Origin of the sequence: Tenacibaculum sp. Ill (assembly GCF_051938915.1) — a bacterium.
In the GTDB taxonomy this organism is placed as follows: Bacteria; Bacteroidota; Bacteroidia; order Flavobacteriales; family Flavobacteriaceae; genus Polaribacter; species Polaribacter larymnensis.
The window spans coordinates 2,529,280-2,546,637 of record NZ_JBPSCW010000002.1; the positions used below are offsets into that span (position 1 = coordinate 2,529,280).

A 17,358-nucleotide genomic window follows, 5' to 3' on the forward strand; every position below is an offset into this window, starting at 1 on the left:
ATAACTTAATTTTTTCCATAATATTATACTTGTATGAATAAAAAAACTCCTTTTTAAAAAGGAGTTTTTTTACTTGATAATATTACTATTATTTATGTGAGAGTCTTAATTCTTATAATTCACTTTTATTTCTTTATTCATTCTATCGCAATCCTCTTCTTTTTCTTTAAAACACTTATTGTTTTCAGGCCTTGTACCTCTTCCTGATCTCTTCAAATTCTTACTTAAAAACTCTAAAAAGTTGCTTTTTTTAGTAGCTATTCTTTTTCTCACTCTTTTCTTCTCTTGTTCTTGCCTTATTTCTATAGATTCACTTCCTTTTACTATATAGAAATATGAACGTCTGTTTAATTGATACTCTTCTTCAGAACATCTTATTCCGTCTACACAGTCATTTAATGGTTTATCTTCTCCATAACCTATAGCGCTTTCAATTCTGTTACTAGCAATACCTCTTGACAAAATATAATCTCTAGTAGATTTTGCTCTTTTATCTGATAACATTCTATTATAATCTCTATGACCACGACTATCCGTATGTGATTCTATTTTTATCACTAATTCAGGGTGGTTTGTCATTACTGTTACAATATTTTCTAACTCATATTCTGCATCTTCTCTTATAACAGACTTGTCATAGTCAAAGTAAATAGGTTTTATTACTATTTGGTTTCCTATAATTAATGGTGTTAACTTAAGATTTGCTGTAACTTCATCACTTCTTTTACTAGTAGTTGAAACAACACTTCTACCTGATCTATGATCTAATTTAGTTGCCGTAATTGTATAAGTATTATTACACGGTACATCTTTAAAAGTATAATTACCTGAACCATCAGAAATTGTTTCTGCTATAATTTCTTTTTCTTTATTAATTAACTTTATTACTGCTGCATCTACTGGAGTATTTGTTTTATTGTTCTTTATTACACCTCTAACAATTTGTGTACAAACAGGTGGGTCTGTGTAGATAAAGAAACTATAAATATCATCATCGCCTTTTCCTTTTTCTCTGTTTGACGAAAAGAAACCTCTTTTACCATTATTACTTATAAAAAAAGAAAAGTCATCTTTTTTACTATTGAATGGATACCCTAAATTTTCTGGTGATGATAATGTACCATCTTCTTTAATTTTTGCTTGAAAAATATCAAGAAGTCCTAAACCTAAATGCCCATTGGAAGAAAAATACAATACATTATCATTTCCTACATAAGGAAAGACTTCTTTTTCTGGTGTATTTACAGAGCTTCCTAAATTTTCTGGTTCTCCGTACTCATCTTTACCTTTGATAGCTACTTTATAAATATCAGATTGTCCATAACCTCCAGGCATATTAGAAACAAAATATAATGTTTTTTCATCCGGACTTAAGGCTGGATGCCCTGTTGAATACTCATCATTATTAAATGGCAACTCTTTAACATTAACCCAATAACCATTTACATAACTAGCTTTATAAATTTTTAAGTTAGAAGTGTTTTTCTTACTTTTTCTTGCTCTTTTTCCTTCTGAATTATTTCTTGTAAAGTAAATAGTCTTTCCATCTTTTGTAAAAACAGGTGTTGATTCATGTAATTCAGAAGCTATTGGTTCTCCAAGCTTTTGAACGTTACCTAAAACTAAAATAGTATCTTGTTTACTACCTTCTAATGTTTGTATATCCTCTTCTGCCTTGTAAATATTTAAGAATGGTTGGTTGTTCCATTTATATATTTTTTGTCTTTTTGAATCATTAGGTACAGCGGATGTAAAATATGATTTTCCATTCAATAAGAACCCTCCAAAATCTGAGTATGGTGTATTTATTGCCAGATTTCTTACTCCTATCCTTTTTTCTTGACTATTGTAATCTAATAAGTAACTATCCTTTTTAAGTTCTTCATTTAGACTACTTTTTTGAGATTGTGCTAATTTTAAAAATATAGAATCTGATTTTTTATACTTTCCATTACTCCTCAAAGCTTGAGCGTACTTAAATAAATGTTTTTCTTCAACCTTTTCGTTAAAATTAGAAATAAGTTTTTGGTACCAAACTTCTGCTTTTTCAGTATCTGAATTGTTATAGTAAGATTCTGCCAACCTACTTAATACATGTTGAGAACTATCTCCTTTAATTAATACTAAATCTTTATATAATTTAGCTGATTGAACATAAGAAAACTCTTCAAAATAACGATCTGCTACTTTTCTACTTTGACCAAAAACATTTACTGCCAATACTAACAGCATTGTTAGCACTAGTAATTTTTTAAAACTCATTTTTCTCTTTTTTTAGAAGAATCTTGGGGACCTATATCTAATATCTTTAAATATTTCATATTGTAACATGATTTCGTGTGTTCCCGAATTTGTTACATTATAGTTTGATGTTGTTAAATCATATGAGTATCCTATAAGCAAAGAATCTGTTGCTTGAAAACCTAAAAGTGCACTTACAGAATCATCCCATCTCCATGAAGCTCCAACTCTAAATTTCTCATTAAACAATAAATTTGCTGAGATATCTAATGATAGTGGAGCTCCTGAAACTCCTTTTAGTAAAGCAGCTGGTTTAAACTTTAAGTCTTCATTTATATCAAAAACATACCCTGCTATTAAGAAAAAGTGCATTCTTTCTACAGCTACTTCACCTGGAGTATCGGCATCATAATGCTCCATTCTTAAAATATTTGGTACTGATAATCCGACATACCATTGTGGTTGGTGATAATAAATACCTGCCCCAACTGTTGGTAAGAACTTATTGATATTATCTTGAAAAACTACTTCATCATCTTTATAGGTTCCTTTTGACCAATCTATATTTAATAACCTACCTCCTAAACGTAAACCAAAAGCTAAATTTCCTTCTTGTCCAGTTTGAATATTATAAGAAACATTAGCATCTAAATATATTTCACTAGATGGACCTACTTGGTCATTCATTAAATTAACTCCTAACCCTACCCCTGAATACCCTAAAGGAGTATCATAAGATAAATTTTGGGTATTAGGTGCTCCCTCAAAACCTACCCATTGCATTCTACCTAAGGCAGTGATTACTGTATGCCCTCTTGATCCTGCATAAGCAGGGTTCACATTCATAGTATTATACATATACTGTGTATACTGAGGGTCTTGTTGTGCATGAATATCTGTAGTTATACAGATACTCATTACACATATTAAGATTAAACTTAAATATAATTTCATTTGATTAAAACTTTTATTCATCAGTCTTTTTATAAATCCAGATTATCTATTAATGTAAATCCAGCCTTTTTTAACTTTGCTTCCGTTTCCAAGGTCTAAAATATAGAAGTATGTTCCAACTGGCAATTTATCACCTACATTTATATTTGCTCTTCCTTCAGAAATCCCTCTGAACACAATACTACTATTATTATACCCTTTTGCTCTATATACTGTATTACCCCATCTATTAAAAATTTCAATAGTATTACTAGGGAAATTTTCTATACAGTCGATATGCAAATAACTGTTAGCTGAATCTCCATTTGGACTCATCAGATTATTAACTTTTACACAAGTGTCTTCATTAATAGCATCACCAAAGCCTTCTAATCCATCTACACTATCAGCTATACCATCTCCATCAGAATCTATTCCACTATCATCAACTACACCATTTCCTCCACTATTAGGACCTGTTGGATCTGTATTATTATCTGGAGAATTGGCATCTCCATGACCGTCAAATCCGTCTACACTATCGGCTATACCATCTCCATCTGAATCTTCAGAAGGATTATCTACTTGACCGTCTCCATCTTCATCAGAATTTCCTCCTTCTACTACATCATTAATTCCATCATCATCACTATCTAAATCTTGGTAATCAGGAATACCATCTCCATCTGTATCTGGTTCTTCATTAGTATCTACTGAATCATCAGCCTGTCCATCTCCGTTAGCGTCTGTATACCCTGAATCATTAGAATCTATTACACCATCTCCATTGGTATCTAAATCTCCATTTCCTCCTTCTATCACATCATTAATACCATCGTTATCTGAATCTAGATCTAATGAGTCTGGAATCCCATCATTATCTGTATCTACTGATCCATCTCCTTCCTCTACATCTGGTATACCATCATTATCATCATCTATGTCTATAACATCTGGTATACCATCATTATCTGTATCTACACAGTCTTCTCCTGACAATCTACCATTCACTACAAAATCTTCAGAAGATCCTCTTGCACAACTACCACTTGCACTTACCGTATAAGTAATTCCAAAAACATATCCACTAATTATACCGTTTTCGTCAACACTTAATGTAGCATCGTTGAAAATATAAGTTAGACTTGAATCGTAATTACTAATTACAGCTCTGCCTGGTATTGAACATGTAGCTCTTTCAACTGATATAATTGGTGCTGAAGGTGCTGCTTCTTCTGTTACTACTACTTCAGATGTAGCTTCACTTGTACATGAACTCGTTGCTGCTACTGTATAGGTATAAGTTCCTGCTCCGGTTAAGGCTGGTGACCAAGTACCTCCTGTATCTGGCGTCCCACCTAACTCTGCAAATAACTGCGTTTCTGTTACTGTTGTTCCTTCACAGATTGTTAACGTTCCGTTGGTTCCTGCATTTGGGGTCGTCTTTGGTGCTGCAGTTCCTGTTCCTGCTGCACTCGTACAACCATCAACCGTAGTCGTTACACTATAATCCCCCGCACTGTTTACCGTAATACTTGTTGTGGTTTCTCCTGTACTCCATAACAAGCTGCCGCTTGCTGTTGTACTTAAGGTACTCGTCCCATCACAGTTATCTACTACTGTTACTACTGGTGCTGCTGGATCACTTACTGTTGCTGTTACTTCAAATCTTGTATCACTCTCACATCCGCCTACGGTCTGTGTTGCATAGTAGCTTGTTCCATCTACTAAAGCAACCGTACTAGCTAATGCCGTTCCGCCAGTTGAAGCTGCATACCACTGGATACCTGTTCCTGTTGCTGCTAAGTCTGCTACTGTTGGACTATCGATTGAACAGAAACTCTGTGCTGCAGTTCCTGTTGGTGCTGCTGGATCACTTACTGTTGCTGTTACTTCAAATCTTGTATCACTCTCACATCCGCCTACGGTCTGTGTTGCATAGTAGCTTGTTCCATCTACTAAAGCAACCGTACTAGCTAATGCCGTTCCGCTAGTTGAAGCTGCATACCACTGGATACCTGTTCCTGTTGCTGCTAAGTCTGCTACTGTTGGGCTATCGATTGAACAGAAACTCTGTGCTGCAGTTCCTGTTGGTGCTGCTGGATCACTTACTGTTGCTATTACTTCAAATCTTGTATCACTCTCACATCCGCCTACGGTCTGTGTTGCATAGTAGCTTGTTCCATCTACTAAAGCAACCGTACTAGCTAATGCCGTTCCGCCAGTTGAAGCTGCATACCACTGGATACCTGTTCCTGTTGCTGCTAAGTCTGCTACTGTTGGACTATCGATTGAACAGAAACTCTGTGCTGCAGTTCCTGTTGGTGCTGCTGGATCACTTACTGTTGCTGTTACTTCAAATCTTGTATCACTCTCACATCCGCCTACGGTCTGTGTTGCATAGTAGCTTGTTCCATCTACTAAAGCAACCGTACTAGCTAATGCCGTTCCGCCAGTTGAAGCTGCATACCACTGGATACCTGTTCCTGTTGCTGCTAAGTCTGCTACTGTTGGACTATCGATTGAACAGAAACTCTGTGCTGCAGTTCCTGTTGGTGCTGCTGGATCACTTACTGTTGCTGTTACTTCAAATCTTGTATCACTCTCACATCCGCCTACGGTCTGTGTTGCATAGTAGCTTGTTCCATCTACTAAAGCAACCGTACTAGCTAATGCCGTTCCGCCAGTTGAAGCTGCATACCACTGGATACCTGTTCCTGTTGCTGCTAAGTCTGCTACTGTTGGACTATCGATTGAACAGAAACTCTGTGCTGCAGTTCCTGTTGGTGCTGCTGGATCACTTACTGTTGCTGTTACTTCAAATCTTGTATCACTCTCACATCCGCCTACGGTCTGTGTTGCATAGTAGCTTGTTCCATCTACTAAAGCAACCGTACTAGCTAATGCCGTTCCGCCAGTTGAAGCTGCATACCACTGGATACCTGTTCCTGTTGCTGCTAAGTCTGCTACTGTTGGACTATCGATTGAACAGAAACTCTGTGCTGCAGTTCCTGTTGGTGCTGCTGGATCACTTACTGTTGCTGTTACTTCAAATCTTGTATCACTCTCACATCCGCCTACGGTCTGTGTTGCATAGTAGCTTGTTCCATCTACTAAAGCAACCGTACTAGCTAATGCCGTTCCGCCAGTTGAAGCTGCATACCACTGGATACCTGTTCCTGTTGCTGCTAAGTCTGCTACTGTTGGACTATCGATTGAACAGAAACTCTGTGCTGCAGTTCCTGTTGGTGCTGCTGGATCACTTACTGTTGCTGTTACTTCAAATCTTGTATCACTCTCACATCCGCCTACGGTCTGTGTTGCATAGTAGCTTGTTCCATCTACTAAAGCAACCGTACTAGCTAATGCCGTTCCGCCAGTTGAAGCTGCATACCACTGGATACCTGTTCCTGTTGCTGCTAAGTCTGCTACTGTTGGACTATCGATTGAACAGAAACTCTGTGCTGCAGTTCCTGTTGGTGCTGCTGGATCACTTACTGTTGCTGTTACTTCAAATCTTGTATCACTCTCACATCCGCCTACGGTCTGTGTTGCATAGTAGCTTGTTCCATCTACTAAAGCAACCGTACTAGCTAATGCCGTTCCGCCAGTTGAAGCTGCATACCACTGGATACCTGTTCCTGTTGCTGCTAAGTCTGCTACTGTTGGACTATCGATTGAACAGAAACTCTGTGCTGCAGTTCCTGTTGGTGCTGCTGGATCACTTACTGTTGCTGTTACTTCAAATCTTGTATCACTCTCACATCCGCCTACGGTCTGTGTTGCATAGTAGCTTGTTCCATCTACTAAAGCAACCGTACTAGCTAATGCCGTTCCGCCAGTTGAAGCTGCATACCACTGGATACCTGTTCCTGTTGCTGCTAAGTCTGCTACTGTTGGACTATCGATTGAACAGAAACTCTGTGCTGCAGTTCCTGTTGGTGCTGCTGGATCACTTACTGTTGCTGTTACTTCAAATCTTGTATCACTCTCACATCCGCCTACGGTCTGTGTTGCATAGTAGCTTGTTCCATCTACTAAAGCAACCGTACTAGCTAATGCCGTTCCGCCAGTTGAAGCTGCATACCACTGGATACCTGTTCCTGTTGCTGCTAAGTCTGCTACTGTTGGACTATCGATTGAACAGAAACTCTGTGCTGCAGTTCCTGTTGGTGCTGCTGGATCACTTACTGTTGCTGTTACTTCAAATCTTGTATCACTCTCACATCCGCCTACGGTCTGTGTTGCATAGTAGCTTGTTCCATCTACTAAAGCAACCGTACTAGCTAATGCCGTTCCGCCAGTTGAAGCTGCATACCACTGGATACCTGTTCCTGTTGCTGCTAAGTCTGCTACTGTTGGACTATCGATTGAACAGAAACTCTGTGCTGCAGTTCCTGTTGGTGCTGCTGGATCACTTACTGTTGCTATTACTTCAAATCTTGTATCACTCTCACATCCGCCTACGGTCTGTGTTGCATAGTAGCTTGTTCCATCTACTAAAGCAACCGTACTAGCTAATGCCGTTCCGCCAGTTGAAGCTGCATACCACTGGATACCTGTTCCTGTTGCTGCTAAGTCTGCTACTGTTGGACTATCGATTGAACAGAAACTCTGTGCTGCAGTTCCTGTTGGTGCTGCTGGATCACTTACTGTTGCTGTTACTTCAAATCTTGTATCACTCTCACATCCGCCTACGGTCTGTGTTGCATAGTAGCTTGTTCCATCTACTAAAGCAACCGTACTAGCTAATGCCGTTCCGCCAGTTGAAGCTGCATACCACTGGATACCTGTTCCTGTTGCTGCTAAGTCTGCTACTGTTGGACTATCGATTGAACAGAAACTCTGTGCTGCAGTTCCTGTTGGTGCTGCTGGATCACTTACTGTTGCTGTTACTTCAAATCTTGTATCACTCTCACATCCGCCTACGGTCTGTGTTGCATAGTAGCTTGTTCCATCTACTAAAGCAACCGTACTAGCTAATGCCGTTCCGCCAGTTGAAGCTGCATACCACTGGATACCTGTTCCTGTTGCTGCTAAGTCTGCTACTGTTGGACTATCGATTGAACAGAAACTCTGTGCTGCAGTTCCTGTTGGTGCTGCTGGATCACTTACTGTTGCTGTTACTTCAAATCTTGTATCACTCTCACATCCGCCTACGGTCTGTGTTGCATAGTAGCTTGTTCCATCTACTAAAGCAACCGTACTAGCTAATGCCGTTCCGCCAGTTGAAGCTGCATACCACTGGATACCTGTTCCTGTTGCTGCTAAGTCTGCTACTGTTGGACTATCGATTGAACAGAAACTCTGTGCTGCAGTTCCTGTTGGTGCTGCTGGATCACTTACTGTTGCTGTTACTTCAAATCTTGTATCACTCTCACATCCGCCTACGGTCTGTGTTGCATAGTAGCTTGTTCCATCTACTAAAGCAACCGTACTAGCTAATGCCGTTCCGCCAGTTGAAGCTGCATACCACTGGATACCTGTTCCTGTTGCTGCTAAGTCTGCTACTGTTGGACTATCGATTGAACAGAAACTCTGTGCTGCAGTTCCTGTTGGTGCTGCTGGATCACTTACTGTTGCTGTTACTTCAAATCTTGTATCACTCTCACATCCGCCTACGGTCTGTGTTGCATAGTAGCTTGTTCCATCTACTAAAGCAACCGTACTAGCTAATGCCGTTCCGCCAGTTGAAGCTGCATACCACTGGATACCTGTTCCTGTTGCTGCTAAGTCTGCTACTGTTGGACTATCGATTGAACAGAAACTCTGTGCTGCAGTTCCTGTTGGTGCTGCTGGATCACTTACTGTTGCTGTTACTTCAAATCTTGTATCACTCTCACATCCGCCTACGGTCTGTGTTGCATAGTAGCTTGTTCCATCTACTAAAGCAACCGTACTAGCTAATGCCGTTCCGCCAGTTGAAGCTGCATACCACTGGATACCTGTTCCTGTTGCTGCTAAGTCTGCTACTGTTGGACTATCGATTGAACAGAAACTCTGTGCTGCAGTTCCTGTTGGTGCTGCTGGATCACTTACTGTTGCTGTTACTTCAAATCTTGTATCACTCTCACATCCGCCTACGGTCTGTGTTGCATAGTAGCTTGTTCCATCTACTAAAGCAACCGTACTAGCTAATGCCGTTCCGCCAGTTGAAGCTGCATACCACTGGATACCTGTTCCTGTTGCTGCTAAGTCTGCTACTGTTGGACTATCGATTGAACAGAAACTCTGTGCTGCAGTTCCTGTTGGTGCTGCTGGATCACTTACTGTTGCTGTTACTTCAAATCTTGTATCACTCTCACATCCGCCTACGGTCTGTGTTGCATAGTAGCTTGTTCCATCTACTAAAGCAACCGTACTAGCTAATGCCGTTCCGCCAGTTGAAGCTGCATACCACTGGATACCTGTTCCTGTTGCTGCTAAGTCTGCTACTGTTGGACTATCGATTGAACAGAAACTCTGTGCTGCAGTTCCTGTTGGTGCTGCTGGATCACTTACTGTTGCTGTTACTTCAAATCTTGTATCACTCTCACATCCGCCTACGGTCTGTGTTGCATAGTAGCTTGTTCCATCTACTAAAGCAACCGTACTAGCTAATGCCGTTCCGCCAGTTGAAGCTGCATACCACTGGATACCTGTTCCTGTTGCTGCTAAGTCTGCTACTGTTGGACTATCGATTGAACAGAAACTCTGTGCTGCAGTTCCTGTTGGTGCTGCTGGATCACTTACTGTTGCTGTTACTTCAAATCTTGTATCACTCTCACATCCGCCTACGGTCTGTGTTGCATAGTAGCTTGTTCCATCTACTAAAGCAACCGTACTAGCTAATGCCGTTCCGCCAGTTGAAGCTGCATACCACTGGATACCTGTTCCTGTTGCTGCTAAGTCTGCTACTGTTGGACTATCGATTGAACAGAAACTCTGTGCTGCAGTTCCTGTTGGTGCTGCTGGATCACTTACTGTTGCTATTACTTCAAATCTTGTATCACTCTCACATCCGCCTACGGTCTGTGTTGCATAGTAGCTTGTTCCATCTACTAAAGCAACCGTACTAGCTAATGCCGTTCCGCCAGTTGAAGCTGCATACCACTGGATACCTGTTCCTGTTGCTGCTAAGTCTGCTACTGTTGGACTATCGATTGAACAGAAACTCTGTGCTGCAGTTCCTGTTGGTGCTGCTGGATCACTTACTGTTGCTGTTACTTCAAATCTTGTATCACTCTCACATCCGCCTACGGTCTGTGTTGCATAGTAGCTTGTTCCATCTACTAAAGCAACCGTACTAGCTAATGCCGTTCCGCCAGTTGAAGCTGCATACCACTGGATACCTGTTCCTGTTGCTGCTAAGTCTGCTACTGTTGGACTATCGATTGAACAGAAACTCTGTGCTGCAGTTCCTGTTGGTGCTGCTGGATCACTTACTGTTGCTGTTACTTCAAATCTTGTATCACTCTCACATCCGCCTACGGTCTGTGTTGCATAGTAGCTTGTTCCATCTACTAAAGCAACCGTACTAGCTAATGCCGTTCCGCCAGTTGAAGCTGCATACCACTGGATACCTGTTCCTGTTGCTGCTAAGTCTGCTACTGTTGGACTATCGATTGAACAGAAACTCTGTGCTGCAGTTCCTGTTGGTGCTGCTGGATCACTTACTGTTGCTGTTACTTCAAATCTTGTATCACTCTCACATCCGCCTACGGTCTGTGTTGCATAGTAGCTTGTTCCATCTACTAAAGCAACCGTACTAGCTAATGCCGTTCCGCCAGTTGAAGCTGCATACCACTGGATACCTGTTCCTGTTGCTGCTAAGTCTGCTACTGTTGGACTATCGATTGAACAGAAACTCTGTGCTGCAGTTCCTGTTGGTGCTGCTGGATCACTTACTGTTGCTGTTACTTCAAATCTTGTATCACTCTCACATCCGCCTACGGTCTGTGTTGCATAGTAGCTTGTTCCATCTACTAAAGCAACCGTACTAGCTAATGCCGTTCCGCCAGTTGAAGCTGCATACCACTGGATACCTGTTCCTGTTGCTGCTAAGTCTGCTACTGTTGGACTATCGATTGAACAGAAACTCTGTGCTGCAGTTCCTGTTGGTGCTGCTGGATCACTTACTGTTGCTGTTACTTCAAATCTTGTATCACTCTCACATCCGCCTACGGTCTGTGTTGCATAGTAGCTTGTTCCATCTACTAAAGCAACCGTACTAGCTAATGCCGTTCCGCCAGTTGAAGCTGCATACCACTGGATACCTGTTCCTGTTGCTGCTAAGTCTGCTACTGTTGGACTATCGATTGAACAGAAACTCTGTGCTGCAGTTCCTGTTGGTGCTGCTGGATCACTTACTGTTGCTGTTACTTCAAATCTTGTATCACTCTCACATCCGCCTACGGTCTGTGTTGCATAGTAGCTTGTTCCATCTACTAAAGCAACCGTACTAGCTAATGCCGTTCCGCCAGTTGAAGCTGCATACCACTGGATACCTGTTCCTGTTGCTGCTAAGTCTGCTACTGTTGGACTATCGATTGAACAGAAACTCTGTGCTGCAGTTCCTGTTGGTGCTGCTGGATCACTTACTGTTGCTGTTACTTCAAATCTTGTATCACTCTCACATCCGCCTACGGTCTGTGTTGCATAGTAGCTTGTTCCATCTACTAAAGCAACCGTACTAGCTAATGCCGTTCCGCCAGTTGAAGCTGCATACCACTGGATACCTGTTCCTGTTGCTGCTAAGTCTGCTACTGTTGGACTATCGATTGAACAGAAACTCTGTGCTGCAGTTCCTGTTGGTGCTGCTGGATCACTTACTGTTGCTATTACTTCAAATCTTGTATCACTCTCACATCCGCCTACGGTCTGTGTTGCATAGTAGCTTGTTCCATCTACTAAAGCAACCGTACTAGCTAATGCCGTTCCGCCAGTTGAAGCTGCATACCACTGGATACCTGTTCCTGTTGCTGCTAAGTCTGCTACTGTTGGACTATCGATTGAACAGAAACTCTGTGCTGCAGTTCCTGTTGGTGCTGCTGGATCACTTACTGTTGCTGTTACTTCAAATCTTGTATCACTCTCACATCCGCCTACGGTCTGTGTTGCATAGTAGCTTGTTCCATCTACTAAAGCAACCGTACTAGCTAATGCCGTTCCGCCAGTTGAAGCTGCATACCACTGGATACCTGTTCCTGTTGCTGCTAAGTCTGCTACTGTTGGACTATCGATTGAACAGAAACTCTGTGCTGCAGTTCCTGTTGGTGCTGCTGGATCACTTACTGTTGCTGTTACTTCAAATCTTGTATCACTCTCACATCCGCCTACGGTCTGTGTTGCATAGTAGCTTGTTCCATCTACTAAAGCAACCGTACTAGCTAATGCCGTTCCGCCAGTTGAAGCTGCATACCACTGGATACCTGTTCCTGTTGCTGCTAAGTCTGCTACTGTTGGACTATCGATTGAACAGAAACTCTGTGCTGCAGTTCCTGTTGGTGCTGCTGGATCACTTACTGTTGCTGTTACTTCAAATCTTGTATCACTCTCACATCCGCCTACGGTCTGTGTTGCATAGTAGCTTGTTCCATCTACTAAAGCAACCGTACTAGCTAATGCCGTTCCGCCAGTTGAAGCTGCATACCACTGGATACCTGTTCCTGTTGCTGCTAAGTCTGCTACTGTTGGACTATCGATTGAACAGAAACTCTGTGCTGCAGTTCCTGTTGGTGCTGCTGGATCACTTACTGTTGCTGTTACTTCAAATCTTGTATCACTCTCACATCCGCCTACGGTCTGTGTTGCATAGTAGCTTGTTCCATCTACTAAAGCAACCGTACTAGCTAATGCCGTTCCGCCAGTTGAAGCTGCATACCACTGGATACCTGTTCCTGTTGCTGCTAAGTCTGCTACTGTTGGACTATCGATTGAACAGAAACTCTGTGCTGCAGTTCCTGTTGGTGCTGCTGGATCACTTACTGTTGCTGTTACTTCAAATCTTGTATCACTCTCACATCCGCCTACGGTCTGTGTTGCATAGTAGCTTGTTCCATCTACTAAAGCAACCGTACTAGCTAATGCCGTTCCGCCAGTTGAAGCTGCATACCACTGGATACCTGTTCCTGTTGCTGCTAAGTCTGCTACTGTTGGACTATCGATTGAACAGAAACTCTGTGCTGCAGTTCCTGTTGGTGCTGCTGGATCACTTACTGTTGCTGTTACTTCAAATCTTGTATCACTCTCACATCCGCCTACGGTCTGTGTTGCATAGTAGCTTGTTCCATCTACTAAAGCAACCGTACTAGCTAATGCCGTTCCGCCAGTTGAAGCTGCATACCACTGGATACCTGTTCCTGTTGCTGCTAAGTCTGCTACTGTTGGGCTATCGATTGAACAGAAACTCTGTGCTGCAGTTCCTGTTGGTGCTGCTGGATCACTTACTGTTGCTGTTACTTCAAATCTTGTATCACTCTCACATCCGCCTACGGTCTGTGTTGCATAGTAGCTTGTTCCATCTACTAAAGCAACCGTACTAGCTAATGCCGTTCCGCCAGTTGAAGCTGCATACCACTGGATACCTGTTCCTGTTGCTGCTAAGTCTGCTACTGTTGGGCTATCGATTGAACAGAAACTCTGTGCTGCAGTTCCTGTTGGTGCTGCTGGATCACTTACTGTTGCTGTTACTTCAAATCTTGTATCACTCTCACATCCGCCTACGGTCTGTGTTGCATAGTAGCTTGTTCCATCTACTAAAGCAACCGTACTAGCTAATGCCGTTCCGCCAGTTGAAGCTGCATACCACTGGATACCTGTTCCTGTTGCTGCTAAGTCTGCTACTGTTGGACTATCGATTGAACAGAAACTCTGTGCTGCAGTTCCTGTTGGTGCTGCTGGATCACTTACTGTTGCTGTTACTTCAAATCTTGTATCACTCTCACATCCGCCTACGGTCTGTGTTGCATAGTAGCTTGTTCCATCTACTAAAGCAACCGTACTAGCTAATGCCGTTCCGCCAGTTGAAGCTGCATACCACTGGATACCTGTTCCTGTTGCTGCTAAGTCTGCTACTGTTGGACTATCGATTGAACAGAAACTCTGTGCTGCAGTTCCTGTTGGTGCTGCTGGATCACTTACTGTTGCATTATAAGTAGCCTCATCTTCACAACCACCCGCAGAAGTAACTGTATAGGTAATCGTTGTCATTCCTGCTGAAACCCCTGTTACTTCTCCTGTTCCTGCATCTACCGTTGCTACTGCTAGATCATCTGAACTCCAAACTCCTCCAGCATCTCCATCTGTTACTAATGTAATTGAACTTGCAGCACACACAGATGTGCTTCCAGAAATAGTTCCTGCATTTGGAGCTGTGTTTACAGTTGTTACATGAGCAGTAGTAGATTGAGGACTCCCTGAATTAGTAGGCACTCCAGTAGTATCAACTGTTCCTTCATTATCATCCGCCAAATTATTACTTGACGTTAAATCTGATACTGTAAAAGAACCTGCTCCCTCTATAGCATCAAAACAACCATCTCCGTCTGAATCGGTATCTAAATAATCTGGGATATTATCATTATCTGTATCTGTACAAGAAGAATATACTGTAGCTACTCCTCCAATCTGTTCTGGATTAGGTACTCCTCCTTCATCTGGGTTTACTATATCAAAAGTATTATTTCCTGCTACAAATGAAATTGTATTAAAAACTCCTCCTCCTCTGATTCGCATTAATTCTAAAGATACAGAAGTTGTTGAACGAGAACCATAAACAATTACATTTCCTGAAAAATCAATTTTAACTTGTAATCTTGGTAAACCATTGCTGTTAGCTAGCCATGGTGTTCCAATAGCAGCCCCGTCTTCAAACTCTAAAAAAACTTCACCTACTCCCGCAACTCCTTCTAATTGAAGAATATTATTTACATTTAAACCTCCCCCATTTATTTCTATTGCTACAGAGTTATCTACATAATAAAAGTTAAATATAACTGAAGAAACTGCTGATTGAGAAAAATTAGTAGTACTACCACCATCACCTCCGAAAATAATGAAATCATTAGTAGTACAACCTCCTTCTTCGGTATCTAAAATACCATCATTATCATCATCTAAATCACAAATATCATCAATCCCATCTCCATCTGAGTCATTTATACCGAGTGTACATATATCCCCTGTAGGTGTACTAACTGTATTTGAATTAACTGATTGATTAGTAGTAACACCTCCTGTAACAATAGGATATTCTACTGTTCCTGTATTATCGATATTAGCTGGTAATATTCCGTTATCTACTGTTACTCTAAATGTAATAGTAACAGGACTACCAATAGTAACTACCCCGTCTGGTTGTGTATCAGAATGTATTTCTGTAGCAGTAATGTATGGCATATTACCACCTACATCAGCTACCGAAACTCCGTTTAACTGAGTCGAGTTTGCTACATAAGTTGTAGAGATCGGTATTGCATCTATAAATGTGGCATTAGAAGCTGATAAATTACCTATATTATTTACTACTATAGTATACTCTAATACATCTCCACTTAACGCTATAACAGCTGGATCTGCTGATTTTGTTATATTTTTAACAGACTTTGTTGCTGTTAAATTAGGGTTATAGGTTGGAGTTGAACAAGACCCCATATCATATACCCCTGGTGATGCTGTACCGATAAGAGTTCCTGATAATGTTGGTGACGAAAAGTCTATTGAGTAAATATCACTAGTTCCATCTCCATTAGATGTACTCGTAATCATATTTCCACTACTATCAAATGCAATACCTGTTGCTGTATTTGGCCCTACATTACCTAAACTTTTAGTTTCTAAAGTATTTGTATTTATCACATACAAATAAGATGCTCCTGAACCACCTACTGAAGCGTACCAATGAAGCCTCCCATTACCGTCAAACGTCATATCTCCAAAAGCTAACGAAGGTCCTATTGTATCTCCTCCATCAAAAACTAAAGCTCCCAAATCCGTTGCTACCCCCGTAGCACCATTGTTAACTCTTCGTAAATGATATGAACTATCTATATAATAAACATTCCCTAACGCATCTGCAGCTTGCCCCACACGTAAATTAGGCATGGTAGCACCATTAGTAGTTTGTATTCCCCCATTTGAAATGTAAAGTGGAGGATTAGTAAATGTTGCGTTATCATAATATGCATTTCCGTTTGAACTTATACCCAAACCGCCTACATTTTGAGGAGCTGTATACACAGGTGTCATAGTAGCTCCTGTTAATTCATAAACTGATGATCTTCCAGTTGTCGAAGAAGTAGCATAGACTTTATCACATTCAAATGTATATGATGTTGCTGTTATTAAAAAATTATCTATGTAAACATACTCATTACTTTCCCAATTTTGCTGAGTATTAATAAATCTAATAGTAGTATTAGAAGAAATGTATCCCGATACATCTAAACTAAAAGCCCCTATAGTATTTCCTTCTAGAGAACCTATTTGAGTATAAGAAGCTCCTCCATTATTTGAAATTTGAACACGTAAAGATTCATTATTACCCAAACCAACTGTTTCCCAATCAAAGGATAATATTGCTGAAGAATAAGCTGATAGATTTGCGCTTCTTCTTATGGATTCATTATTTTGATAAGCCCAATGAAAAAACAACTTCCCTCCTGTAATTCCTACATAATCACCATTAGGCCCTGCACTACCATCAGGGTCTGTTTCAATCCAATTAGTAGACCAATTTTGGTTACCATCATTTACAGAATAAGATTGTGTATTGAAATTATCAGCAAAAGTATCCTGCGCAAAAGACTTAACTGAAAATAAAAGGATTAGTACTAAAAAGAAGACCTTCTTATATGTACTGATTTTAGAAACGTAGCTTTCCCCCATATTAATACATTTTATTTTATATACAATGTTGTACCCCAAAATTCTTCGAGGCTATTTATTTTTTAATAAACAATACGGTGGGATATAAAAAACCCCACACAAAACGTTAAGTTGCTCTTTTACAACTTATTTCTTGTGGGGGGCTTCTAATTATTTTTAGTGTGCAAAAGTAAACTATTTTTACTTTCACTAAAATATTAGACGTAAAATTAACAATTTAGGTCACATTATAGATAAAAAAAACACACTAGTGATAATCTATAAATAAAACCTATTTTAAAAACTCTCTAGAAACGCTTTATAAAGACTTAATTTCTA

3 protein-coding genes are annotated in these 17,358 nt (G+C 40.7%); all 3 read right to left on the reverse strand.

The window, feature by feature from the left end; all coding sequences use genetic code 11:
- Positions 1 to 105 precede the first annotated feature (105 nt).
- Genes ACTPNM_RS11920 through ACTPNM_RS11930 form a run of 3 tightly spaced genes read right to left on the reverse strand, consistent with a single transcriptional unit; the run spans position 106 to position 17,040 of the window.
- Entirely contained in the window at positions 106 to 2,262 is a 2,157-nt protein-coding gene (locus ACTPNM_RS11920; RefSeq protein WP_440121990.1) for an OmpA family protein, read from the reverse strand.
- Between the two features lie 12 nt (positions 2,263 to 2,274).
- Positions 2,275 to 3,195: a PorP/SprF family type IX secretion system membrane protein gene (locus ACTPNM_RS11925; RefSeq protein ID WP_440121992.1), complete on the reverse strand. Its 921-nt coding sequence runs from the start codon at positions 3,193 to 3,195 to the stop codon at positions 2,275 to 2,277.
- Positions 3,196 to 3,237: 42 nt separating this feature from the next.
- Positions 3,238 to 17,040, reverse strand: coding sequence for a gliding motility-associated C-terminal domain-containing protein (locus tag ACTPNM_RS11930; RefSeq protein WP_440121994.1), 13,803 nt, complete (start codon positions 17,038 to 17,040; stop codon positions 3,238 to 3,240).
- Positions 17,041 to 17,358: the final 318 nt, after the last annotated feature.